This window comes from Sphingomonas yabuuchiae, assembly GCF_001477495.1.
Lineage (GTDB): Bacteria > Pseudomonadota > Alphaproteobacteria > Sphingomonadales > Sphingomonadaceae > Sphingomonas > Sphingomonas yabuuchiae_A.
In genome coordinates, this window is sequence record NZ_LDTF01000012.1 from 1 (window position 1) to 23,109 (window position 23,109).

Sequence of the window (23,109 nt, forward strand, 5' to 3'; positions counted from 1 at the left end):
GCGGGAGGGGCGTGCCAAGAATTGCCGTTTGGCCTTCTACGGCAGCTCCATGACGCTCATCCACCCCCCCGCAAAACACGTCCGCGCCGGTAGCTTTTCGCAAAAGACCTCGCTATCGGACCGCCATGGAGCACCCGGACAGCATCCTCATCGTCGATTTCGGCAGCCAGGTCACCCAGCTCATCGCGCGCCGCGTGCGCGAGGCGGGGGTCTATAGCGAGATCGTTCCCTTCCAATCCGCCGCCGAGGCGTTCGCGCGGATCAACCCCGCCGCCGTCATCCTGTCGGGCGGCCCCGCCTCGGTCGTCGACGAGAACAGCCCGCGCATTCCGCAGGCGATCCTCGACAGCGGCCTGCCGATGCTGGGCATCTGCTATGGCCAGCAGGCGCTGACCGAGCAGCTGGGCGGCAAGGTCGAGAAGGGCGACAGCGGCGAGTTCGGCGAGGCGTTCATCACCGTCGAGGGCGAATGCACCCTGTTCGACGGCCTGTGGGCGACGGGCGAGCGGCATCAGGTGTGGATGAGCCATGGCGACAAGGTGACGGCGCTGGCGCCGGGCTTCCGCGTCGTCGCGACCAGCCCCGGCGCGCCCTATGCGATCATCGCCAATGACGAGCGCCGCATCTATGCGATGCAGTTCCACCCCGAAGTCGTGCACACGCCCGACGGCGCCAAGCTGATCGCCAATTTCGTGCGCCATGTCGCAGGGGTCTCCGGCGACTGGACCATGGCCGAGTTCCGCGCCGCCAAGATCGCCGAGATTCGCGAGCAGGTGGGTGAGGGCCGGGTGATCTGCGGCCTGTCGGGCGGGGTCGACTCGTCGGTCGCAGCACTTCTGATCCATGAGGCGATCGGCGACCAGCTGACCTGCGTGTTCGTCGACGGTGGCATCCTGCGCCAGGGTGAGGCCGAACAGGTCGTCAGCCTGTTCCGCGGCCATTACAACATCCCGCTCGTCCATGTGGATGCGCAGGACCTGTTCATGGACGGGCTGGCGGGCGTCACCGACCCGGAAGCCAAGCGCAAGTTCATCGGCAAGACCTTCATCGACGTGTTCGAGGCCGAGGCCAAGAAGATCGGGGGGGCCGAGTTCCTGGCGCAGGGCACGCTCTATCCCGACGTGATCGAGAGCGTCAGTTTCACCGGCGGTCCGTCGGTGACGATCAAGAGCCACCACAATGTCGGCGGCCTTCCGGCGCGCATGAACATGAAGCTGGTCGAGCCGCTGCGCGAGCTGTTCAAGGACGAAGTCCGCGTGCTGGGTCGCGAACTGGGCCTGCCGGACGTGTTCGTCGGTCGCCACCCGTTCCCCGGACCCGGCCTGGCGATCCGTATCCCCGGCGAGGTGACGCGCGAGCGTTGCGACATCCTGCGCAAGGCGGATGCCATCTACCTTGAGGAAATCCGCAAGGCGGGTCTGTACGACGCCATCTGGCAGGCGTTCGCGGTGCTGCTGCCGGTGCGCTCGGTCGGCGTGATGGGCGACGGCCGCACCTATGACTCGGTGCTGGCGCTGCGCGCGGTGACCTCGGTCGACGGGATGACCGCCCAGGCCTTCGACTTCCCCGGCGACTTCCTGCCGCGCGTGACGACCCGGATCATCAACGAGGTGAAGGGCATCAACCGCGTCGTGTACGACTATACCAGCAAGCCGCCCGGCACGATCGAGTGGGAATAACCAAGGCTCGCGGCCCCGCAGGGCGGGGCTGCGGCTTGGTTATTCGGTGCCGCCAGGCACCGCTGTCGTAAAGGGCGCTTTTTCCTCCCCTGTAAGGGGAGGTGGCAGGGCGCAGCCCTGACGGAGGGGTGTTACCATCGGCGAGGGCGAACCGACTCCACGAACCGGGACACCCCTCCACCATGCTGCGCATGGTCCCCCTTCCCTTACAGGGGAGGAATCTGATTTATGGCACTGAAACCCCGATCCACCCGCCCTCGGCTGGTGCTGGCGATGCTGCTGCTCGTCTATATCTTCAACTTCGTCGACCGGCAGATTCTCGCGATCCTCGCCGCGCCGATCCAGCAGGAGCTGGGGCTGAGCGACCGGCAATTGGGGCTGCTTGGCGGGATCGCCTTTGCGCTGCTCTATTCGACGCTCGGCGTGCCGCTGGCGTGGCTGGCGGACCGGACGAGCCGGAGCTGGGTCGTCACGGGCTCGCTGGTGCTGTGGAGCGGTTTTACCGCGCTGTGCGGGCTGGCGACCGGCTTCTGGCAGATATTCCTCGCGCGGCTGGGCGTCGGCATCGGCGAGGCAGGGGGGCGTCGCGCCGTCCTATGCGATCATCAGCGACTCGTTCCCGCCGCGCCGTCGTGCACTGGCGCTCTCCCTTTATTCGCTGGGCATTCCGCTGGGCTCGGCGGCGGGTGTGCTGGCGGGCGGCTATATCGCCGCGCGGATCGACTGGCGCATGGCCTTTATCGCAGTCGGGCTGGCCGGGATGCTGGTCGGGCCGCTGGTCCGGCTGATCGTCCGCGACCGGCCCAAGCCCGCCCCGATGGCGCGCAAGCCCGCCTTTGCTACGGTCGCGCGTAGCCTGGCAGGCAAGCCGTCCTTCTGGCTGCTCTCCTTCGGCGCGGCGAGCGGGTCGATGATCGGCTATGGCCTGGCCTTCTGGTTGCCCAGCCTAATGCGGCGCAGCTTCGGGCTGGACCTGATCGCGACCTCGCATTTCCTGGCGGGGCTGCTGCTGATCGGCGGCGTCGGCGGCATCGTGGCGGGCGGCTGGCTGGCCGACCGGCTGGGCGCGCGCGATCGGGCATGGTTCGGCTATGTCCCGGCCATCGCCTATCTGGCCAGCATTCCGCTGTTCGCGGGCGGCATCCATGGCGGGGATGTGCGCATCGCTTTTGCCCTGTTCCTGCTGCCCCAGGCGCTGTCCTATGCTTGGCTGGGACCGGTCTTGTCGGCGGTGCAGCATCTTGTGGCACCGCCCGAGCGTGCGACGGCCGCAGCGCTCTTCCTGCTGATCAACAATCTGATCGGGCTGGGCGGCGGCATCTATGCGCTGGGCGCGCTGTCCGATGCGCTGACGCCGCTCTATGGCAGCGACGCGCTGCGCCATGCGATGTTGGCCGGATTGGGCCTTTACGCGGTCGCGGCGCTGCTGGTGGGACTGGCAGGCCTGCATCTGCGCCGTGACTGGGTGGAGCCGCTTACCGCGCCGGAATGACGTTCCAGGCGAGCATCGCGAAGACCGCCGCGCCTGCCAGGATGCGATAGATGACGAAGGGCCAATAGCCGCGCGTCGATACCAGCCGAAGGAAGACCATGATCACGCCATAACCGCTGGCAAAGGCGACCAGCGTGGCGAGCAAGGTCGGTCCCGGCCCGAACGTTCCGAACCGCCCCCAACTGTCGGCGAGTTCGAACAGGCCCGACGCCAGCACCGCCGGGATTGCCAGCAGGAAGGAGTAGCGCGCCGCCGCCTCCCGCGTGTAACCCAGCAACAGCCCCGCGCTGATCGTCCCGCCCGAGCGCGACACGCCGGGGACCAGCGCCATCGCCTGCGCAAAGCCCAGGATCAGGCCGTCGCGCCACCCCAGCCGTTCGAGCGGCTTGCGCTTCGCCCCGATCCGGTCGGCCGCGCCCAGCACCAGCGCAAAGACGATCAGCATCGTCGCGGTGATGCGCAGGTCGCGCAAACCCCCTTCGATCTGATGCTTGAACAACAGGCCCAGGACCGCGATCGGCAGGGTGCCCAGGATCACCAGCCAGCCCATGCGGGCATCGGGCGACAGGGTGGCGGGACGGCGGATCACCGAGCCGAGCCAGGCCATGGCGATACGCCAGATATCCTTGCGGAAATAGAGCAGCACCGCCGCTTCGGTGCCGATCTGGGTGATGGCGGTGAAGGCCGCGCCGGGATCGCTGCCGGAAGGGAGCAGGCTGCCCGCGATGCGCAGATGCGCGCTCGACGATACGGGCAGGAACTCGGTGATACCCTGCAACAGGCCCAGAAACAGGGCTTCCAACCAAATCATTATGAATACGAACCTTTACATGCAGGGCCTGCCATAGGCCGGGGGGCGATCAGGGGGCACCCCGAAAGTCGCCCGGCCCCAAATTCCGCCGGATCAGCCGTCCTTGCGATGCGCCTCGGCCAGCCGCCAGCGCTCCAGCTGAGTCAGCACATCGTTCGCGATCTGCCCGACGGTAAAGCCGGTCAGGTCGCGGAAACCCGTTTCGCCATTGGTCTGTGCGGCCAGCATCCAGGCGAGGCTGCGGCGACGCTCGGGCGCCTCCAGCGCGGTATAGGCGGGCAGCGGGCGCGAGCGGGGGGACAGGCGATAGACGAACGGGCGGCCGTCGCGCGCGGTGATGGTCAGCTCGACCTTATCCTCCCCGCTGTCCAACTGGCTGGCGGTCCAGCCTTCGGCCTCCAGCGCCTCCAGCACCGATTGCAGCGCGGGTTCGCCCTGCGCGCGGAGCTGGGCCAGGACGTCGGTGCGGCGGGCGGGCACGATCAGGCGCTTGATCCGCTCGCTGATCGCCGGGCCGTCACCGGGCAGCGTCACGCCCGCCAGATCGGCATTGGTCTGGCGCACCAGCCCCACGGCGAGCAACAGCATGATGAAGCAGAAGGGAAGGGCGGCAAGCAGCGTCGCCGACTGCAACGCCCCCAATCCGCCCGCGACCAGCAGCAATGTCGCGGTGGCCCCCAGCAGCACGCACCAGTACATGCGCTGCCAGCGCGGTGTCTCCTCGGTGCCGCCCGAGGCCAACGTGTCGATGACGAGCGCGCCGGAATCGGCCGATGTCACGAAGAACACCCCGACGAGAATGATCGCAAGCGTCGAGGTGACGCTGGCGGCGGGCAGATATTCCAGGAACTTGAACAGGGCAGTCGACAAATTCGCCTGCACCGCATCGGCGATCCCGCCATGCGCGCCGCCGAGATCCAGCGAGATCGCGGTGTTGCCGAACACCGTCATCCACAAAAAGGTGAAGGCGGTCGGCACGAACAGCACGCCGATCACGAACTCGCGGATCGTCCGCCCGCGCGAGATGCGCGCGATGAACATGCCGACGAACGGCGACCAGGCGATCCACCACGCCCAATAGAACAGCGTCCAGTCCGCCATCCAGGCGCGCGGCTCATAGGCGTAGAGGGTGAAGGTGCGCTTGACGAAATGATCGAGATACAGGCCGAAATTCTGGACCAGCGCGCGCAGCAGGAACAGGGTCGGGCCGACCGCCATGACGAACAGCATCAGCAGGACGGCCAGTACCAGGTTCAGCTCCGACAGGCGACGTACGCCCCGGTCCGCACCGCTCAATACCGACAGGGTCGCCGCACCCATCACCAGAACGATGACCGCGATCTTGACCGTCAGCGTATCGGGCAGCCCATATTCGTAATTCAGCCCCGCCGTCATCTGCGACACGCCGAAGCCCAGCGAGGTCGAGACGCCGAACACCGTGCCGCACACCGCGAAGATGTCGATCGCATCGCCCAGGGGTCCGTTGATCCGCTTTCCCAGGATCGGCGACAGGCCCGACCGCAGGGTCAGCGGCATATCCTTGCGATAGGTGAAATAGGCCAGGCTCAGGCCGACCAGCGCATAAATGGCCCAGGCATGGACGCCGTAATGGTGGAAGGTGATCGCCATCGCCTCGCGCGCGGCCAGGATGGTGCCGCTGGGGGCTTCGGGGGGCGAGATATAATGCTGGATCGGCTCGGCCACCGCGAAATACATCAGGCCGATGCCCATGCCCGCCGCGAACAACATGGCCAGCCACGACAGATAGGGAAAATCCGGCTCGGCATCGTCCGGCCCCAGCTTCAGCTTGCCCGCAGGGCCAAAGCCGAGTGCCAGCACCACGACCAAGAACGCCGCGACCGCCGAGATATAGAACCAGCCGAACGTGTCGATCGCCCAAGACTGCGCCGCCTTGAACGCGGCATCGGCCGTCCCCGGCATGGCCAACGTCGTCACCAGCAATAGCGCGATGATCCCGGAGGCGCCCCAGAAGACGCGCGGGTTTATTTCACTCTTCATCATATCAATAGGTTAGCATCGGTCGGCCGGAATGGCGAATAGGCGGCCCCGGTTCAGGCACGGGCAGGGCGGACATCGCCGAGAACGGCCGAAATGGCCGGAAATTTTTGCCGCGGCGTCCGGCTTAACCGGCCGGTATGATTATTCCGTTATGCCCCCGGATCAACGACATAGGGTTCGGGGGAGTGATTGATGCGATCATGGGGTCTGCTGCTGGCATCGACGGCGGCGTTGGCGGTGACGGGAACGGGAACGGCTTCGGCCCAGGGTTTGCGCGGGGTGGCGCCCGCGCCCGCGCCGAAGGACAAGCCGGACGAGAAGAAGCCCGAGGCCCAGTCGCCCAATAACGGCGACATCGTCGTCACCGCCACCCGCCGTTCGCAGCGCCTGTCGAGCGTGCCGATCGCGGTCAGCGCCTATGGCACCGTCGCGCTACAGAATTCGGGCGCGACCGACATCCGCCAGATGACCCAGCTGGCGCCCTCGCTGCTGGTCAGCTCGACCGGCTCGGAGGCGAATGCCACGGCGCGGATTCGCGGCATCGGCACGGTGGGCGACAATCCCGGCCTGGAAAGCTCGGTCGCGGTGTTCATCGACGGCGTCTATCGCAGCCGCACCGGCTCGGGCCTCAACGATCTGGGCGAGGTCGAGCGGATCGAGGTTCTGCGCGGGCCGCAGGGCACCTTGTCGGGGCGCAATTCCTCGGCGGGGGCGATCAGCATCTACACCAAATATCCCGCCTTCAAATATGGCGGCTATGGCGAAGTCAGCTACGGCAATTACAACGCGGTGCGCGTCGCGGGCGGCGTGACCGGGCCGGTGATCGGCGACACGCTCGCCTTCCGGATCGACGGCGTCTACAACAAGCGCGACGGCTTTCTGTACGACGTCGTCAACAAGACCGACTATAACGACCGCAACCGCGCGTTCGTGCGCGGCCAGCTATTCTGGAAGCCGACGGACGATTTCTCCATCCGCCTGATCGGCGATTATACGCGCCGCGACGAGAAGTGCTGCGGCGCGGTCTATATCGACACGCGCGAGAAGGTCGATCCGACGCCGGGTGTGCCGGGCGATGCGGCGATCAATCCGCAGAACCGTATGGTCAATATCCTGCGCAGCCTGGGCGGTATCCTGCCCAGCGCGGGCGATCCCTATAACCGCCGGATCGCGCAGACCCCGGGCCATGCCTATTCCAACGTGACCGACGATTATGGCGTGTCGGCGCGCGTCGGCTGGGACATCGGCAAGGTCCAGCTGATCTCGATCTCCGCCTATCGTGAGTACAAGGCGGGCGGCGCGGGCGATGTCGATTACAGCAATGTCGACATCATCGATCGCCCGAACAACGGCCTGGCCTATCGCCGGTTCAAGACCTTCACCCAGGAAACGCGGCTCAGCGGCTCGATCCTGAACAACCGCCTCGACTGGCTGGTCGGCGGCTATTTCGCGCACGAAGACCTTCAGGTGTCGGACAATCTGATCTTCGGCTCGCAATATGGCGCGTTCGCCGCCTGCCGCGTCGTCGCGACGATCAATCCGACGGCAGCCTTGCAGAACCCCGCCAATCCGGGCTGCCTCAGCGCGGCGGGGCGTGCCGTCCTGACCGGCGCATTGGGTCCGACGCTGGTCGGGACGATCGACCGGCTGAGCACGATCAACAATGTCGGCGCGCTGCGCGATCTCTATGACCAGACCAGCACCAACTATGCCTTCTTCACCCACAATATCTTCCGCGTCACCGACACGCTGAGCCTGACCGGCGGCCTTCGCTACACCAACGAACGCAAGACGCTGCGCGCGAGCTTCGAGAACAACAACACCGCCTGCCCGTTGCAACAGGCCGCGCTTCGCCCGTTCCTGCAGAGCGGCAACGCCACGCTGGCCAATCTGGCGGGGGGCATCGTGACGTTGAGCTGCAACGGCAATTCCTCGTCCGCACTGACCGCGCTGCCGCTATCCGACTCGATCCGCGAGGGGCAGTTCACCGGCACGGCCGTGGTGTCGTGGAAGCCCGTGGCCAGCACGCTGGTCTATGGGTCCTATGCGCGCGGCTACAAGGCGGGCGGCTATAATCTGGAGCGGTCGGACCTGACCCCGAACGTGTTCGGGACGCCGACGGCGGCGTCGGTCACCAATTTGCGCTTCGACCCCGAAACGGTGAACGCCTATGAACTGGGCGTGAAGTTCACTTCGCGCACCTTCACGTTGAATGCCGCCGCCTTCCGCTCGGAGTTCAAGAACTTCCAGCTCAACACCTTCAACGGCACCGGCTATATCGTCCAGAATATCAGTGCGTGCGGCAGCGACCTGGGCGGGGCGGACCGCGACGATTCGCTCAATACGGGGCGGTGCACCGGCAAGGTGAAGGCCGGCGTGGTGACGCAGGGGATCGAACTGGAAGCGGGCCTGTTCCCCGTACCCGACGTCATCGTCAACCTGGGCTATACCTATGCCCATACCAACTATGCCCGCAATCTGGTCGGCAGCGACGCGGGCGAGCCGCTCAGCAACGCGCTGTTCCTGCTGCCCGGCAGCATGATGTCGAATGCGCCGCGCCATGTCGTGACCAGCTCAGCCAGCTGGACGCCGCAGATCGCCGGGACCGGGCTGACGGCGTTGTTCTATGTCGATGGCCGCATGACCAGCGACTATAATACCGGCTCCGACCTGTTCATCGAAAAGAAGCAGGACGGGTTCTTCCTGATGAATGCGCGCATCGGCCTGCACGGCAAGGACCAGCGCTGGGCGCTGGAATTCTGGGGCCAGAACATCCTCAACACCAACTATCAGCAGGTCGCCTTCAACATGCCCTTCCAGGGCTCGGGAAGCCTGTCGCAGGTCCAGCGTTTCGGCGCGCCGACCTATGCGACCGCCAACACGCTGTTCGGATCCTTCCTGGCCGAACCGCGCACCTATGGCATGACCCTGCGCACGCGCTGGTGACGGCCATCCGGGGAGGGTGCGCGTCGCCCTCCCGTCAGGATTCGTCCGATGATGGATGACGATTGGCGCGCCCGGAGGGATTCGAACCCCCGACCGAGGAGGTAGAAGCTCCTTGCTCTATCCAACTGAGCTACGGACGCGCGGATGGCGGTGTCCCTAGCGTGGTTTGCTTGGGTTGGGAATGGCGATAAATGTCGCCGCTTACGATGAAGGGGATCGGTATGGGCGTGGAACGGGTGGTGGCGGACCGCGACATGGAACGCGGTGCGTTTCGCTGGTTCGACTTCGTCATGGCGGCGTTCGTGACCATCCTGCTGCTGTCCAACGTCATCGGCGCGGGCAAGGTGGCGGTGATCGACCTGCCGCTGGTCGGTCAGTGGCCGTTCGGGGCGGGCATCCTGTTCTTTCCGCTCAGCTATGTCATCGGCGACGTGTTGACCGAGGTCTATGGCTATGCCCGCGCGCGCCGCGTGATCTGGGCGGGGACGGCGGCGGTGCTGTTCATGGCGTTCATGAGCTTTGTCGTCGTGGCGCTTCCTCCGGCACCGACCTGGACCAACCAGGCCGCCTATGAGGTGATCTTCGGCCAGGTGCCGCGCATCGTGCTGGCCAGTGTCTGCGCCTTCTGGGCGGGCGAGTTCGCCAATGCCTATGTGATGGCGCGGATGAAGGTCTGGACCGGTGGGCGGCATCTGTGGTCGCGCACCATCGGCTCGACATTGGTGGGGCAGGGGGTGGACAGCCTGATCTTCTATCCGCTGGCCTTTTGGGGCGCGGTCGGCTGGACGCCGCATCTGGTGGTCGTGGTGCTGTTCACGCAGTGGGCGCTGAAGGTCGGCTGGGAGGTGCTGTTGACCCCGGTGACCTATCTGATCGTCGGCTGGCTGAAGCGGGCCGAGGGGGTGGATGTGTTCGACGAGGACACCAACTTCACGCCGTTCCGGGCGCGGGTTTGAGTTGGGTTCGCGCGGAGGCGCGGAGGGCGCAGAGAGGTCGTACGCAGCGTCAGCTGCCATATTTCCTGAGCAGCCATAGTGAGGCGGGAAGCCGTTTCCAAACGCGAACCCCTCCGCGTTCTCCGCGCCTCCGCGCGAACCAGCCTTCTTCTTCTTCGCGCCGTCGCGGCTTCGCGTGAACCCAAAAGAAAAGGGGAGGCGAGTTCCCCCGCTTCCCCTTCTCGGATTTCATCCCGTGGCCTTCGACTTCGCTCAGGCTGAACGGAGGGTGGGGTTACGCCCCCACCATCTCCAGCAGGCCCTCGAACAAGCGGCGGCCATGGTCGCCGCCGTGTGCGGCTTCGATGCGGCGTTCGGGGTGGGGCATCATGCCCAGCACGTTGCGCTTCTCGTTCAGCACGCCCGCGATGTTCCGGGCCGAGCCGTTAACGTCCTCGGCATAGCGGAAGGCCACACGGCCTTCGCCTTCCAGGCGGTCGAGCGTGTCGGCGTCGGCGAAGTAGTTGCCGTCATGATGCGCGACCGGGATACGGATCGTCTCGCCCTGTTCGTACAGGCGGGTGAAGGCGCTGTCGGTGTTCGCCACCTCCAGGTTCACGTCGCGGCACACGAAGTTGAGCGAGCGGTTGCGCATCAGCGCGCCCGGCAGCAGGCCGGTCTCGGCCAGTACCTGGAAGCCGTTGCACACGCCGAACACCGGCGTGCCCTTGTTCGCCGACTCCACGACCGCGCGCATGATCGGCGACCGCGCCGCGATCGCGCCGCAGCGCAAGTAATCGCCGTAGGAGAAGCCGCCCGGCACGCCGATCAGCCCCAGCCCCTCGGGCAGTTCGCTGTCGCCGTGCCAGACCATGGCCGGCTTGACGCCCGTCACCGCCTCCAGCGCGACGGCGAGGTCGCGGTCGCAGTTCGAGCCCGGAAAGACGATGACTGCGGTCTTCATCAGGCGCGCTCCACCCGGTAGTTCTCGATGACGGTATTGGCGAGCAGCTGGCGGCACATCTCGTCGATCTGCGCGTCGGTGGTCGCGTCGGCGACTTCCAGCTCGATCAGCTTGCCCGCGCGCACGTCGTTCACGCCCGCAAAGCCCAGGCTTTCCAGTGCGTGGTGAATCGCCTTGCCCTGCGGGTCGAGCACGCCGGGCTTCAGGGTGACGAAAATCTTCAGCTTCATGACTTGCCCCGGCTCTTGCGGTGTTCTTCCAGATCGAGGACGGCGGTGTCGCCCCCCTCGGGCAGCAGGCCCAGACGGCGCGCCACTTCCTGATAGGCCTCGACCTCGCCGCCGAGATCCCGGCGGAAACGATCCTTGTCCAGCTTCTCGTTGGTGGTCATGTCCCACAGGCGGCAGCCATCAGGGCTGATCTCGTCGGCCAGGATGATGCGACCGAAATCATTGTCCCAGATGCGGCCGAATTCCAGCTTGAAGTCGACCAGGCGGATGCCGATCGCGGCGAACATGCCCGACAGGAAGTCGTTCACGCGGATCGCCAGGTCGGCGATGTCGTGCATCTCTTCCTGGCTGGCCCAGCCGAAGCAGGCGATATGCTCGTCGGTGACCATCGGGTCGCCCAGCGCATCGTCCTTGTAATAATATTCGATGATCGTGCGGGGCAGCTTCACGCCCTCTTCGATGCCCAGCCGCTTGGACAGCGAACCAGCCGCGACGTTGCGCACCACGACCTCGATCGGCACGATCTCGACCTGACGGATCAGCTGCTCGCGCATGTTCAGGCGGCGGATGAAGTGGGTCGGCACGCCGATATGGTCGAGCATGGTGAAGACATGCTCGGAAATACGGTTGTTCAGCACGCCCTTGCCGTTGATCGTGCCCTTCTTCTGGGCATTGAACGCGGTGGCGTCGTCCTTGAAATACTGGATCAGCGTGCCGGGCTCGGGGCCCTCGTACAGGATCTTGGCCTTGCCTTCGTAGATTTGGCGGCGGCGAGCCATGCGGCGGTCCCCTGAAATGAGTACAGCCCCGGCGCCCCCATGCTGAGGCCCGAGGCGGGATGGCGGGGCCTATAATGGAAGGGGCGCGGCGGCGCAATGGAGTTGGGCGCCATAAAGGCATGCCGTGGCGGACAGCATCGCCGAGGATGCCGTCGACGTAATCGGCAATACATGATGAACAGTTTTTTGAGCGCGGATTAAAGAATTGTAAGGTGGAAAGTAACGGAAACCGATGAGGCAGATCACGGGTTCAGGCTATGCTTGCAAAGGAGGTAGTCATGAACAAGCTGATGATCGGTGTTGTTGGTGGAGCCCTGATGCTGACGGCGGGTACTGCCGTGGCGCGGCCAATGCATGCGGCGCACCAGCCGCAAATCTGGGAGCAGGCCCGTATCCCGCTCGCCAATGGCATGGAGGCCATCGCGGTGGTGAAGAACGGTAACACGGAGCGGACGGTCGCCTGTCGCGATACGGCGGATGTCCTTGCCACCTTCCGTCCCGAGGTCGTCGCCTTCCAGCCCGTCCGTGGGCCGCATGGCAAGGTGAAGACCGACGAGGATGTCGCCGGGGTCGAAACCTTCACCCCCGTCGCCTTCCAGAACTGCACGGTGGCGGCTGGGGATCACTTCCAGCAGGATGTGGCCCAGGCGCAGGCGAACCAAGCCTGAGTCGACCGGCATTGTCGCAAACGAAGCGGGTGCGATCCGATCGCGCCCGCTTTGTCGTTTTCGGGCTGTCGGCGGCTGAACCTCGATCAGGACCGCGCGATGCGGCTCGATTTTGGTAATCCATTCATAGTCTACTATCTATTCATAATCATGCAAATATTTAAATAAAAATTTTATAAGTAATTAATGCGTTAGTACCAAGTGATATCTGAGGGGGGCATTCTGTTTAGTATTGGGTATGCTGAAGTGTCGACTTGATTTAGTTGCTGTATAAAATTATTTTCATCAGAGAAATAAGGGGATGGTGGGGTAACGAGGTTGCCACCCTTGGTTGCGGCTTTATCGGTTATTGGGCGTGGTTCTGGTTCTGCGCATGGTCAAAATCATGCATTTACGAACGGCGTTGATTTCGACTCTGATATTACGACAGGTAGAAGTCATGCTACCGATTATCGAGCTTGGGATATGGAAATATCCTAATGGATCAATGTCACATATGATGGGATGGCAACCCGGCAGAATTCCGGGCGTGGTGTCGTATCGGTGAAAACCCAATGCAATTTCTGCTCCGGTGTAAGTGTTAAATCAAAACATAGGACTTTTTGATCCGCATCAATGGCCGGTGGGGACGCAACTGCAAACATGCAATGCGTCCTGCGCAACGACCCGGGCGAGCATCAATCGTGCTGCAACGTGTCAGGGAGGATGATAATGATCACTATTATTACCGCCATGCTTATGCAGGCATCAATTGCATCGGCTGCGGAAGGTTTTCCAAAGGGGCAGGCTTTGATTGAAAATCATCCGCACGCGCCGTCTAGTGCTGCACGCCCCATCCCACCCAAGCGACTGACGGATGTCGACGAGGCTGCTGTGACGGCCGAACATTTCCGGCTTGCCAATCACGCTCGACGAGCGGGGTACTCCGAGGGACCGGCAATTCTGCATATCGAGCCGTTCCCGGGATGTCGCACAGTCGTTAGTCATCCCATGGGATATGAAGTGTCGGGAACCCAGCGTCTCAATGGTGTCGTGTCGACGTATAAGTGCCCGGGCTTCACGCTGGTCGCAACCTATATGGATCTATCGCTTCCGACGGGGGGTAAGTTGAGTGTGGGTCATGCTTCGAGCGAAACCGTCGCTGTCGTAAATGGCGGCGCTGTGGCCCGGACATTTGTATCATTGCCGGGTTCCGGTTCGCGCGTGACAGACATGTGGACAGGAAAACAAAAAGTCTTGTCTGTCTCCCTGATTTCCAAGTCATTCGCATTGGATGATATGCAGGCAAAGGCGGACATCATATTACAAAAAATGACGGACTCGCTCATGTAAGCCGGTGAGATTGCTGGACTGAATTGGATCAGGGCCCAGGTATCGTGAACATCTCTGCCTGTCTGGCGATGCGAGTAGGGTCGATCGATCTCGCAGTAAATATGATCGATCGGCGGCGCTGGCGCAAAGCGTGGTTCGATAAGCGGGTTGGTTTTGGAACTGTAGGATCGGCGCTGGGCAGGGTGGGAATGCGGAGCAGTACCCCCCCCCCCGCAGAAGCACCGATGTTCCCGATTTGATCTGGCGGATTGCCCCCCCACCATGGGCTTGCTAGAAGCTCGGCCTCCATGGCGATAGATCTCCGCGACAATCCTCCCGTCGGCATCCTCGATGCCCCCTTCGACAGTGCTCTGTCGGAGCGGTATCTGGTCTATGCGCTGTCGACGATCACCGCGCGCTCACTGCCCGATGTGCGTGACGGGCTGAAACCCGTTCACCGGCGGCTTCTCTGGGCGATGCGGCTGCTGAAGCTCGATCCGGCCTCGGGCTATAAGAAGTGCGCGCGCGTCGTCGGCGACGTGATCGGTAAATATCATCCGCATGGCGACCAGTCGGTCTATGACGCGATGGTCCGCTTGGCGCAGGATTTCGCGCTGCGCTATCCGCTGGTCGACGGGCAGGGCAATTTCGGCAATATCGATGGCGATAATGCCGCCGCCTATCGTTACACCGAGGCGCGGCTGACCCAGGTCGCGATCGACCTGATGGACGGCCTCGACGAAGACGCCGTCGCCTATCGCCCGACCTATAATGGCGAAGAACAGGAGCCGGAGCTGTTCCCCGGCCTGTTCCCGAACCTGCTGGCCAATGGCGCGAGCGGCATCGCGGTCGGCATGGCGACCAGCATCCCGCCGCACAACGCGGCCGAGTTGCTGGAGGCCGCAATCCTGCTGGTCGATCAGCCGGATGCCGATGACGACGCCATCCTGGCGCTGGTCAAGGGGCCGGACTTTCCGACCGGCGGCATGGTCGTCGATGCGCCGGCGATCCTGCGCGAAAGCTACACCACGGGGCGGGGCGGCTTCCGCGTCCGCGCACGTTGGGAGATCGAACGCGAGAAGGGCGGCGGCTGGCAGATCGTCATCAGCGAGATCCCCTACGGCGTCGCCAAGGGCAAGCTGATCGAACAGATCGCCACGCTGATCAATGACAAGAAGCTGCCGATCCTGGCCGATGTGCGCGACGAGTCGGATGCGCAGGTCCGCATCGTTCTCGAACCGCGTGCGCGCACCGTCGATCCGCAGGTGCTGATGGACGGGCTGTTCCGCTTCTCCGATCTGGAGACGCGGGTCAGCCTGAACCTCAATGTCCTCGACAAGGACCGCACGCCGCGCGTCATGTCCCTGCGCGAGGCGCTGGCCGCCTGGGTCGAGCATCAGTTCGTGGTGCTGCGCCGCCGCTCCGAACACCGCCTAGGCAAGATCGCCGACCGCATCGAGCTGCTCGACGGCTATCTGGTCGCCTATCTCAACCTCGACCGGGTGATCGAGATCATCCGCACCGAGGACGAGCCCAAGGCGGTGATGATCGAGGAATTCCGCCTGACCGACCGGCAGGCCGAGGCGATCCTGAACATGCGCCTGCGGTCCCTGCGGCGGCTGGAGGAGTTCGAGATTCGTGGCGAGCGCGACAAGCTCGACAAGGAGCGCGAGCAGCTGACTCTTTTGCTTGGCTCCGAACAGCGTCAGCGGACGCGGATGAAGAAGGATCTGGGCAAGATCCGTGACCGCTATGGTCCCGAGACAGCCCTCGGCGCACGCCGCACGCAGATCGAGGAAGCCGCGCCGACCCGTGACATTCCTTTGGAAGCGATGATCGAGCGCGAGCCGATCACCGTCATCCTGTCGCAACGCGGCTGGATCCGCGCGATGAAGGGGCATGTCGACCTTGCCTCGGCCGACACCGCCAAGTTCAAGGAGGGCGACGGCCCCGCCTTCGCCTTCCATGCCCAGACCACCGACAAGCTGTTGCTGGCGGCGGCGAACGGGCGGTTCTTCACGCTGGCGGCGGACAAGCTGCCCGGCGGGCGCGGCTTTGGCGAGCCGGTGCGCGCGATGATCGACCTGGACGGGTCGATCGGCATCGCCGGTTTTCTGCCCGCCAGCCGCGCCGCCAAGTTGCTGGTCGCGGCGTCGGACGGGCGCGGCTTCATCGTGCCGACCGCCGACACCATTGCCGAGACGCGAAAGGGAAAGACCGTGCTGACCCCGCGCGCCGGGGCCCTGTTGAAGGTCATGCGTCCGGTCGGGGCCGAGGACGATTATGTCGCGGCGATCGGCGACAACCGCAAATTGCTGGTTTTTCCGCTGACCGAGTTCGTCGAGCTGTCACGCGGCACCGGCGTCCAGCTCCAGCGCTATCGTGACGGCGGACTGTCGGATGCGACGACCTTCGTCTTCAAGGATGGGCTGAGCTGGCCGATGGGCGGCGATACCGGGCGGGTGCGGACCGAGTCCGACCTGTCGGCCTGGCGCACCGCACGCGGGGCGGCGGGGCGGATGCCTCCGACCGGCTTCCCGCGCGACAATCGATTCGATTGAGTAGCCTTCAGAGCCTTCCGTGGGGGCAAAGCGGTCGCGGATTGGGTCGAGGCCGGGGACTCCGCGATACGACGTTAACCGTAAAATTCTTGGAATTTTAGGCGCTCTTAACGTTCGCGGGTTACGCGGATGGGTGATGGCAACGATCGCTCATCCGCCGCAACGCTCTTCGAACCGGAATTTCGGGTCGCTGACGTCGTGCGCGATCAGCATCATGGCGATCCCGGCGGCCGAAATCCTGATCGAGAAGGGCGTGCCGGTCGTGGCCGCCAGCAACGATGCCTATCGCCGCGCCGCCCTGAACGACTCGCGGACCCAGGCCGGTCTGCTGGCCGAGGTGGCCAAGCGAATCGACGGATTCCTGGCGTCGAACCAGACCTCGATCGAGTTTCCGCTGGCCGTCGGCGACGTTATCGACTGCCGCTATTTCCAGGCGACCCTGACCCACGCAGCCGAAGGGGATGGCGAAGGCTGTGTGCTGATGCTGGTCGATCATACCGCACAGCACCACACCGAACGCAGCCTGCGTCGCGAGATGATGACCGACAGCCTGACCGGGCTGCCCAATCGACAGGGTTTCGGCGACCTGATCGAGGCGATGATGGCCAGAAACCAGCGTCATGCGGTGCTGGTGATCGACATCAATCGATTTGGCCGGCTGAACGCCTGCATGGGTTCGCTGGTCGGCGACGAACTGCTCATTACCGTGGCGCGCCGCCTGAAGGGGGCGCTGCGCTCGCGCGACTCGATCGGACGGATCGGCGGCAACGAATTCGGTATCCTCATGATGATCGACGGCAGCGAGGAGGAAGCCCATATCCTGGCCGAACGGATCGACCGGGCGCTGCGCTCGCCGTTTCGGCTGACCGATTATGAGGTGAATGTCGAGGCGTCGGTCGGCATCGCCTTCAACGAAGGGTTGGACGACGAGGCCGAGGAATTGATCCGGCATGCCCAGTTCGCGGTCAAGCACGCCAAGGCGGCGGGCCGGACCGAAGTCTACCACCCCCAGCATTTCACCATCGCGCGCGCGCAGTTCGCGATGGAGACCGCGTTGCGCCGCGCGATCGAACGGGAGGAACTGCACCTCGCCTATCAGCCGATCTGCGACCTGAGCACCGGCCGGGCCATCGCATTCGAGGCGCTGGCGCGGTGGCGCGATGCCGAGGGGCGCGACCATTCGCCGGTCGATTTCATCCCTGTCGCCGAAGAATCCGGGCTGATCGTGCCACTGGGCCGCTGGGCCGCGAATCAGGCGCTGCTCCAGCTGGCGGAATGGGACCGGCGGGCGGGCGGGGACTGCGGCGTGCGCATGTCGGTCAACGTCTCGGCGATCCAGTTGCAGCGCGACGATATTCCCGTGCTGATCGAATCGGCCCTGGCCAAGGCGGGCGTGGCGGGCGAGCGTCTGATCTTGGAGCTGACCGAAAGCGCGATCGTGGGCGATCCCGACCGGGTCAGCGCCATCATGAATGCGCTGAAGAAACTCGGTCCGACCATCGCGATGGACGATTTCGGCACCGGCTATTCCAGCCTCGCCTATCTCCAGAAACTGCCGATCGACATATTGAAGATCGACCGCAGCTTCGTGTCGGGGATGCTGGCCGACCGTGACAAGATCGCGATCGTCCGCGCGATCCTGGGCCTGGCGCAGGCGCTGGGCATGAAGACCACCGCCGAGGGAATCGAGACGGTCGAACTGGGGCAGACGCTGGCCGCCCTGGGATGCAGCCATGGACAGGGCTATCACTACGCCCGCCCGCTCGATCCCGATGCCGCCTGGGCGATGCTCGCCGATCAGGCCTGAGCCACCGCCTCATCGGCGATGCGGCCGACGCGCTCGGCATCGGGGAAGCCCTCGGCGATCCATTGTGTCTCGATCCGGCGAAGCAGCCGCGCCACGTCCGGCCCCTTGCCGATACCGCGTTCGACCAGCGCGCCGCCGGTCAGGGGGAGGGCAGGGGGCGTCCAGTCGCGAATCGACTCGATCGATTCGCCCGCCAGCAGCAGCCGGTCGGTGGCACTCACCAACCCCGCGCGATAGGCGAGCGCCCGTGGCCCCTCCTCGCCCGGCCCGGCGGTCGCGGCGATCAGGCGCTTGCGGTCGCTATTGGACAGTTTCAGTCGCGCCCCGACATTCTCGGCCGCCATCGGCGGCAGCAGGGCGGCGAGTCGCCGGATCGCGTCGGGCGCGATTCCGGCGGCCTCTTCACGCTCGGCCAGCCGGGTCAGCCGCTCCACGCCCTCGGCATCGATTTCGGGGATGACCGCGCGGAAGATGCCATGCTCGACCATCAGCGCAACGACCGGCACGGCGCGCGCGGCGACCAGCAATTTCAGCAACTCCGCCGCGATCCGTTCGCGCGACAATGCCATCAGGTCGTTGGCACGCGCGGCACAGGCGGCCAGCCCGGCCTCGTCCACCGCATCACCGAAACGCGCATGGAAGCGGAAGAAGCGCAGGATACGCAAGTGATCCTCGGCGATCCGCTGCAACGGGTCGCCGATGAAGCGCACCCGCCCGGCCTTCAGATCGTCCAGGCCGCCGAAATAGTCGAACAGCTCGCCGGTCGCGGGATCGGCATAGAGCGCGTTCATCGTGAAGTCGCGCCGCGCGGCATCCTCGCGCCAGTCATCGGTGAAGGCCACGACGGCATGGCGGCCATCGGTCGACACGTCGCGGCGCAGCGTCGTCACCTCGATCGGGCCATCGGGCAGGACGGCGGTGATCGTGCCATGCGCGATGCCGGTCGGCACCGGCTTGAAGCCGCTGTCGCGCACGCGGCCGATGACCATCTCGGGCGACAGCGGCGTCGCCAGATCGATATCGGCGACCGCCAGGCCCAGCAGCATGTCGCGCACCGCCCCACCGACGAACCGCGCCTCCAGCCGCTCGGCCAGCGCGATCAGTTCGGGGCGGTCGGCCCAGGGCGCGGTACCGGGCGTCATGCCGCCCATTGCATCCGCCGCGACAGGTTGACGATCATCGCGGCAGTCGCGCCCCAGATGCGTCGGTCGTTCCATATTATCTCGTAGAAATGGCGGGTCCGTCCGCGCCACGGCGCGCTGACCCGGTGGTGATGGGCAGGATCGAGCAGGAAGGACAGCGGCACCTCGAACAGGTCCGCCACCTCCGCCTCGGCGGGGGTCAGCGTCAGATCGGGCGGGATGACGCCGACGATGGGCGTCACCTCGAACCCGGTGACGGTGCGATAGCGATCGGCCAGGCCGATAACGGTGACGGTGGCGGGAGGAAGACCGATCTCCTCCTCCGCCTCACGCAGGGCGGTCGCGACCAGATCGGAGTCGTCCGGATCGGCGCGGCCGCCCGGAAAGGCGATCTGCCCGGCATGGTTGCGCAAGGTTTCGGTCCGCTGGGTCAGTAGCACGCCCGGCTCGGTGCGGTCGGTCACGGGCACCAGCACCGCGGCGGCCGTGGGCGTCGCGCTGATCTCATGCGGCTCCACACCGTCGCCGGTCAGCAGGTCGGTCGCCGGTATCCGCGCCATCGCCGCTGCCAGCCTTTCGGCCAGCGTCATGCGGCCGGTGATGCCGTCAGGGGAAAGAAGACGCCGTCGCTCCACACGCCGGGCGCTTCACCCTCGCCCGCCAGGGCGCGTTCGGCCAGTTCGTAATAGACCGGCCGCGCGATCAACGCCTCCAGCCCGTCCCGGACATGGAGATAGGGGCGGGGGCCGTCCTCGCCCTCGACGAAGCGCAGGCCATGGTCCGGCCCCGCCGCGACCAGATCGCCGGTGTTGAGCTGGAACACCAGCCGACCGTTTTCGCCCTGTCCTTCGATCTTCAGCGCGGTGGCGACGAAGGGCGCATCCTCAACCGCGATGTCTAGCTTTTCGACCGGTGTGACCAGCACATGGCGGCCATCGGGCTCGCGCCGCAGGATGGTGGAGAACAGGCGGACCATGGCGGGCCGGGTGATCGGGCTGTTCTGATGAAACCATGTGCCGTCGCGCGCGATCCGCATCTCGCTGTCGCCGCAATGGCTGGGATGCCACTGCGAGACGGGGGGCAGCTTCTGCGCCTCCATCGCCTGGACGATTTCGGCCAGGCTCAGCGCGGACAGATCGGGGGGCGGTGCCATCGGCATGATGGGTCCGAGTTAGGGATGCGGGGCGGGCAGGTAAAGACCTGCGCGCTTCACGCCTGCCCCGGATCGGGGCCCAGCATGCCCGCAACCGCCGGTACGTCCGGCCCCCGCGCCAGCAGCCGGTGCCGCTCGACCGGGCCGGGCAGCCGCCAGTCGCCAGTCCGATCGGCGGAGAAACCGAAGAAGCGGCCATAATATTCCGGGTCGCCGATCAGCATCATCGCGCGGTCCAGTCCCTTCGCCGCCGCGGCGTCGAGCATATGGCGAAGCAGTTCGCGCCCGATGCCGCCCTGCTGGTGCTTCGGTTCGACCGCGACCGGGCCGATCATGACCATCGGGTGCACCCGGCCGTCGTCGCCGGTCAGCGCAACCGGCCAGCACTGGATCGAACCGATCAGCCGATCCTCCTCGACCGCGGCGAAGCACAGCGAGGCGATCGGCCGCACGCTGCCCCGCACCTTATAGGCGGTGCGCGCCTGCCGTCCGGGCGGGAAGGCGCGGTCCAGCAGCGCCTCGACCCCATCGGGCGCGACCGCATCGAGCGGGACAAGGGCGGTCATCACGGTCAAGAGGCGAAGTCCGGTGGTGCGGGGAGGGGGACGCGCGCCCTTAGCGCGACGGCGGGGGGATGCAAGCTTTCCTTCGGCGTGCGCTCTGCTACAGGCGCAGGAATGGAAGACCGTCTCCAGCTCGAAGTCCACGACCTCGAAGTCCAGGTGCTGACCGGCATCTACTCCGAGGAAACGCATCTGCCGCAGCCGCTGCGCATCTCGCTGACCGTCGATCTCGACTGTCCGGCGCGCTACACGCCCGACAGCCCGCTGACCGAGTCCAAAAACTATCTCGACCTGAAACATGCCGCGACCCAGCTGCCCGAAGGTGTGCATTTCACGCTGATCGAGGGGGTTGCCGACCATATCTGCGACACGCTGTTCCTTCAGGACAAGCGGGTCACCCGCGTGCAGGTGAAGATCGTCAAGCTGGCCATCGCCGAGGATGGCGAGGCGATCGGCATCACGCTGGTCCGCCACCGGCGTTGACGCGCATGACGGCGCGGCGAGTCGATCTGGCACCCGACGCCGATATCACAGGTGTCGTCGCCAGATATCCGGGCGAGGATCTGGTGCTGGTGGTCCGTCCCGGCCGCGACGCGCTGTCCCAGGCGATGGTCGAGGCGGCGATCGCCCCGCTCGCCATCGCGGCGGCGCCGGGCGCGCGGATCAATGCGGTGATCCCGGCCGAGGGGGCAGCGGACAAAGCGGTCGCGGCGGCGGTCGATTATCTTGCCGCCGCGCACGCGGTCACGGGTCAGTCGCTGGCCGTCGGCATCTGACGCTCGCGCCCGCACTGGCCGAGCTTTTGCAGGATGAACCGATAATCCTCGCGCGCCGCCTGGGCGTTTTCCGGCCCCAGCGAGGCGGTGCTGCGATCGGGCAGCGATTCCGGCAGGGCACAGGCCAGCCGGTACCAGAGCAGCGTATCGCGCGCCGGAGGGGCGGCGGATTCGTCGACGATCTCGCTCAGCGCCACGGCATAGCGCCGTTCCTCGCCCGGCCGCCGCAGCACGGATAGCGAGACGGGCCGGTTGTTGGCGGTCGTCAGGAAAATCTGTGTCTCGCCTTCGCCGGGCAGGCTGCCGGGCACGTAGAAGGCGTTGCCGACGCCGGTGATGACCGGCGGCGCGTCGGCGGACAGAGCCTCGCGCGCGATGGTCCGGCTGCGCTGTTCGGTATCGGGCGTCCAGGGCAGTTGCGCATCGGGCGCCACGAGCTGAAGCTGGTCGGCGGCGTTGGGCACCCGGCGGGCGTAGATCAGCACGCGCATCTTCTTGAGCTTCAGCGCGCGGCCCCGTGCATCGGTGGCGGCATCGAACAGATAGCCGACCCGCGCGGGCAGGCCGCCCGCACCGCGGATCAAGGTGCCGACATCGGCCTCTATGTAGAATCGCTGATGGCCGGGGGCGACTCCGGCGGCCTCCGTGCCCTTGATCGCGGTCGCCGATCGGATGGTCACATCGGCAATGACCGGAGCCGACAGCACCAGATCGGCGAGGTCGGCATAGCCCGGTCCTGTTTGCGCTACCATCGAATCACCCGGCCGGGCCGATGGCGCGGTGACCATCTGGGCGGGCAGGGCGGCGGCGAACAGGGGAATCGACAGCGTCAAAGCGCCAGCGCGAATGGCGTGGGACAGGGGATTCATAGCTTCGCGCTACTCCTTTGCTCATTAACGGTACAGAAATAATTTCGTCATGCGCAGGTTGTACGTTTATTACGTCCGACAAACTGATTGCACCGCGCCAGCCGTCACGATAGGGTCCAAGGCTCTGCCGCATGCCGAAAGAGCATGGCAGGAGTTTCCCACGTCCCCACGCTACGGCGAGGCGAAACTGGCAGACTGAGGAGTTTCGTTGCTGAATGGCCTATACTGACCAGAAGATGTCCGGGGGCAAGGTGGTCGCGATCGTTATCGTCGTGCTCATCCATGCTGCCCTGGGCTATGCCTTCGTCACGGGGCTGGCTTACCAGTACGTGAAGAAGGCGACCGAAAAGCTCAACACGTTCGACGTGCAAGAGCCGCCACCCCCACCCCCGCCGGAGGAACCG

The 23,109-nt window shown here is 65.4% G+C and carries 19 protein-coding genes, 1 tRNA gene and 2 pseudogenes; 11 read left to right on the top strand and 11 right to left on the bottom strand.

What is annotated here, in order from left to right:
• Positions 1 to 125 precede the first annotated feature (125 nt).
• Together guaA and NS355_RS04135 are read left to right on the top strand one after the other, a co-directional pair.
• Entirely contained in the window at positions 126 to 1,679 is a 1,554-nt protein-coding gene (gene guaA / locus NS355_RS04130) for a glutamine-hydrolyzing GMP synthase (protein ID WP_058744533.1), read from the top strand.
• A 228-nt stretch (positions 1,680 to 1,907) separates the two neighbouring features.
• Positions 1,908 to 3,171, top strand: a pseudogene (locus NS355_RS04135) (spinster family MFS transporter).
• Here NS355_RS04135 and NS355_RS04140 read toward each other — a convergent pair.
• Together NS355_RS04140 and NS355_RS04145 are read right to left on the bottom strand one after the other, a co-directional pair.
• A complete protein-coding gene (locus NS355_RS04140; protein WP_058744534.1) occupies positions 3,155 to 3,982 on the bottom strand; it encodes an undecaprenyl-diphosphate phosphatase in 828 nt (275 codons plus the stop codon). The pseudogene NS355_RS04135 and the gene NS355_RS04140 overlap by 17 nt on opposite strands.
• 93 nt (positions 3,983 to 4,075) lie before the next feature.
• Positions 4,076 to 6,004, bottom strand: coding sequence for a BCCT family transporter (locus NS355_RS04145; RefSeq protein WP_058744535.1), 1,929 nt, complete (start codon positions 6,002 to 6,004; stop codon positions 4,076 to 4,078).
• Positions 6,005 to 6,193: 189 nt separating this feature from the next.
• On the opposite strand from NS355_RS04145, the gene NS355_RS04150 reads away from it, so the two are divergent.
• Positions 6,194 to 8,947, top strand: a complete 2,754-nt coding sequence (locus NS355_RS04150) for a TonB-dependent receptor (protein WP_058744536.1) — start codon at positions 6,194 to 6,196, stop codon at positions 8,945 to 8,947.
• Positions 8,948 to 9,010: 63 nt separating this feature from the next.
• On the opposite strand, the gene NS355_RS04155 is transcribed toward NS355_RS04150, so the two are convergent.
• Positions 9,011 to 9,087, bottom strand: a tRNA-Arg gene (locus NS355_RS04155).
• Positions 9,088 to 9,168: 81 nt separating this feature from the next.
• Here NS355_RS04155 and NS355_RS04160 point away from each other — a divergent pair.
• On the top strand, positions 9,169 to 9,903 hold the full coding sequence (locus NS355_RS04160) for a queuosine precursor transporter (protein ID WP_058744547.1): 735 nt from the start codon (positions 9,169 to 9,171) through the stop codon (positions 9,901 to 9,903).
• 274 nt (positions 9,904 to 10,177) lie between these two features.
• Here NS355_RS04160 and purQ read toward each other — a convergent pair whose 3' ends face one another.
• The 3 genes from purQ to purC are packed head-to-tail and all read right to left on the bottom strand — an operon-like array spanning position 10,178 to position 11,855.
• Positions 10,178 to 10,846: a phosphoribosylformylglycinamidine synthase subunit PurQ gene (purQ, locus tag NS355_RS04165; RefSeq protein ID WP_056430531.1), complete on the bottom strand. Its 669-nt coding sequence runs from the start codon at positions 10,844 to 10,846 to the stop codon at positions 10,178 to 10,180.
• The gene (gene purS / locus NS355_RS04170; protein WP_042486357.1) at positions 10,846 to 11,076 is read right to left on the bottom strand and encodes a phosphoribosylformylglycinamidine synthase subunit PurS; all 231 of its coding nucleotides are present in this window, start codon (positions 11,074 to 11,076) and stop codon (positions 10,846 to 10,848) included. The genes purQ and purS overlap by 1 nt, the downstream gene beginning before the upstream one ends.
• On the bottom strand, positions 11,073 to 11,855 hold the full coding sequence (gene purC, locus NS355_RS04175) for a phosphoribosylaminoimidazolesuccinocarboxamide synthase (protein ID WP_058744537.1): 783 nt from the start codon (positions 11,853 to 11,855) through the stop codon (positions 11,073 to 11,075). Before purC ends, purS begins: the two co-directional genes overlap by 4 nt.
• A gap of 278 nt (positions 11,856 to 12,133) precedes the next feature.
• On the opposite strand from purC, the gene NS355_RS04180 reads away from it, so the two are divergent.
• From NS355_RS04180 to NS355_RS04190, 4 genes are all read left to right on the top strand, one after another.
• Entirely contained in the window at positions 12,134 to 12,523 is a 390-nt protein-coding gene (locus NS355_RS04180) for a hypothetical protein (RefSeq protein ID WP_058744538.1), read from the top strand.
• A 711-nt stretch (positions 12,524 to 13,234) separates the two neighbouring features.
• Entirely contained in the window at positions 13,235 to 13,855 is a 621-nt protein-coding gene (locus NS355_RS18555; RefSeq protein ID WP_153008039.1) for a hypothetical protein, read from the top strand.
• A gap of 287 nt (positions 13,856 to 14,142) precedes the next feature.
• On the top strand, positions 14,143 to 16,395 hold the full coding sequence (gene parC / locus NS355_RS04185; RefSeq protein ID WP_058744539.1) for a DNA topoisomerase IV subunit A: 2,253 nt from the start codon (positions 14,143 to 14,145) through the stop codon (positions 16,393 to 16,395).
• Between the two features lie 136 nt (positions 16,396 to 16,531).
• Positions 16,532 to 18,202 (top strand): putative bifunctional diguanylate cyclase/phosphodiesterase, encoded by a 1,671-nt coding sequence (locus tag NS355_RS04190; RefSeq protein ID WP_058744540.1) that lies wholly within the window; start codon positions 16,532 to 16,534, stop codon positions 18,200 to 18,202.
• Here the strand turns inward: NS355_RS04190 and NS355_RS04195 are convergent.
• The 4 genes from NS355_RS04195 to NS355_RS04210 are packed head-to-tail and all read right to left on the bottom strand — an operon-like array spanning position 18,193 to position 21,063.
• Complete coding sequence (locus tag NS355_RS04195; RefSeq protein WP_058744541.1) at positions 18,193 to 19,353, bottom strand: CCA tRNA nucleotidyltransferase; 1,161 nt, start codon at positions 19,351 to 19,353, stop codon at positions 18,193 to 18,195. The two genes, NS355_RS04190 and NS355_RS04195, sit on opposite strands and share 10 nt — an antisense overlap.
• Positions 19,341 to 19,934 carry a CoA pyrophosphatase gene (locus NS355_RS04200; protein ID WP_058744542.1) on the bottom strand — a complete coding sequence of 198 codons (594 nt, stop codon included), beginning with the start codon at positions 19,932 to 19,934 and terminating at the stop codon, positions 19,341 to 19,343. Before NS355_RS04200 ends, NS355_RS04195 begins: the two co-directional genes overlap by 13 nt.
• A complete protein-coding gene (locus tag NS355_RS04205) occupies positions 19,931 to 20,503 on the bottom strand; it encodes a DUF1285 domain-containing protein (RefSeq protein ID WP_058744543.1) in 573 nt (190 codons plus the stop codon). Before NS355_RS04205 ends, NS355_RS04200 begins: the two co-directional genes overlap by 4 nt.
• Positions 20,504 to 20,553: 50 nt before the next feature.
• Positions 20,554 to 21,063, bottom strand: a complete 510-nt coding sequence (locus NS355_RS04210; protein WP_058744544.1) for a GNAT family N-acetyltransferase — start codon at positions 21,061 to 21,063, stop codon at positions 20,554 to 20,556.
• Between the two features lie 111 nt (positions 21,064 to 21,174).
• Here NS355_RS04210 and NS355_RS04215 point away from each other — a divergent pair, with 111 nt between their 5' ends.
• Together NS355_RS04215 and NS355_RS04220 are read left to right on the top strand one after the other, a co-directional pair.
• Positions 21,175 to 21,543, top strand: coding sequence for a dihydroneopterin aldolase (locus NS355_RS04215; protein ID WP_058744545.1), 369 nt, complete (start codon positions 21,175 to 21,177; stop codon positions 21,541 to 21,543).
• A 5-nt stretch (positions 21,544 to 21,548) separates the two neighbouring features.
• Positions 21,549 to 21,836, top strand: a complete 288-nt coding sequence (locus tag NS355_RS04220; protein WP_058744546.1) for a Rossmann fold domain-containing protein — start codon at positions 21,549 to 21,551, stop codon at positions 21,834 to 21,836.
• On the opposite strand, the gene NS355_RS04225 is transcribed toward NS355_RS04220, so the two are convergent.
• The gene (locus NS355_RS04225; RefSeq protein WP_209445016.1) at positions 21,812 to 22,705 is read right to left on the bottom strand and encodes a hypothetical protein; all 894 of its coding nucleotides are present in this window, start codon (positions 22,703 to 22,705) and stop codon (positions 21,812 to 21,814) included. The genes NS355_RS04220 and NS355_RS04225 overlap by 25 nt on opposite strands.
• Positions 22,706 to 22,920: 215 nt before the next feature.
• Here NS355_RS04225 and NS355_RS04230 point away from each other — a divergent pair.
• A pseudogene (locus tag NS355_RS04230) lies at positions 22,921 to 23,109 on the top strand (energy transducer TonB); the annotation flags it as partial.

Bases quoted from the DNA above. Each gene is read 5' to 3' on its own strand.
- guaA (WP_058744533.1), top strand. From the start codon at position 126: ATGGAGCACCCGGACAGCATCCTCATCGTCGATTTCGGCAGCCAGGTC.
- NS355_RS04140 (WP_058744534.1), bottom strand. From the start codon at position 3,982: ATGATTTGGTTGGAAGCCCTGTTTCTGGGCCTGTTGCAGGGTATCACC.
- NS355_RS04145 (WP_058744535.1), bottom strand. From the start codon at position 6,004: ATGATGAAGAGTGAAATAAACCCGCGCGTCTTCTGGGGCGCCTCCGGG.
- NS355_RS04150 (WP_058744536.1), top strand. From the start codon at position 6,194: ATGCGATCATGGGGTCTGCTGCTGGCATCGACGGCGGCGTTGGCGGTG.
- NS355_RS04160 (WP_058744547.1), top strand. From the start codon at position 9,169: ATGGGCGTGGAACGGGTGGTGGCGGACCGCGACATGGAACGCGGTGCG.
- purQ (WP_056430531.1), bottom strand. From the start codon at position 10,846: ATGAAGACCGCAGTCATCGTCTTTCCGGGCTCGAACTGCGACCGCGAC.
- purS (WP_042486357.1), bottom strand. From the start codon at position 11,076: ATGAAGCTGAAGATTTTCGTCACCCTGAAGCCCGGCGTGCTCGACCCG.
- purC (WP_058744537.1), bottom strand. From the start codon at position 11,855: ATGGCTCGCCGCCGCCAAATCTACGAAGGCAAGGCCAAGATCCTGTAC.
- NS355_RS04180 (WP_058744538.1), top strand. From the start codon at position 12,134: ATGAACAAGCTGATGATCGGTGTTGTTGGTGGAGCCCTGATGCTGACG.
- NS355_RS18555 (WP_153008039.1), top strand. From the start codon at position 13,235: ATGATCACTATTATTACCGCCATGCTTATGCAGGCATCAATTGCATCG.
- parC (WP_058744539.1), top strand. From the start codon at position 14,143: ATGGCGATAGATCTCCGCGACAATCCTCCCGTCGGCATCCTCGATGCC.
- NS355_RS04190 (WP_058744540.1), top strand. From the start codon at position 16,532: ATGGCAACGATCGCTCATCCGCCGCAACGCTCTTCGAACCGGAATTTC.
- NS355_RS04195 (WP_058744541.1), bottom strand. From the start codon at position 19,353: ATGGGCGGCATGACGCCCGGTACCGCGCCCTGGGCCGACCGCCCCGAA.
- NS355_RS04200 (WP_058744542.1), bottom strand. From the start codon at position 19,934: ATGACGCTGGCCGAAAGGCTGGCAGCGGCGATGGCGCGGATACCGGCG.
- NS355_RS04205 (WP_058744543.1), bottom strand. From the start codon at position 20,503: ATGCCGATGGCACCGCCCCCCGATCTGTCCGCGCTGAGCCTGGCCGAA.
- NS355_RS04210 (WP_058744544.1), bottom strand. From the start codon at position 21,063: ATGACCGCCCTTGTCCCGCTCGATGCGGTCGCGCCCGATGGGGTCGAG.
- NS355_RS04215 (WP_058744545.1), top strand. From the start codon at position 21,175: ATGGAAGACCGTCTCCAGCTCGAAGTCCACGACCTCGAAGTCCAGGTG.
- NS355_RS04220 (WP_058744546.1), top strand. From the start codon at position 21,549: ATGACGGCGCGGCGAGTCGATCTGGCACCCGACGCCGATATCACAGGT.
- NS355_RS04225 (WP_209445016.1), bottom strand. From the start codon at position 22,705: ATGAATCCCCTGTCCCACGCCATTCGCGCTGGCGCTTTGACGCTGTCG.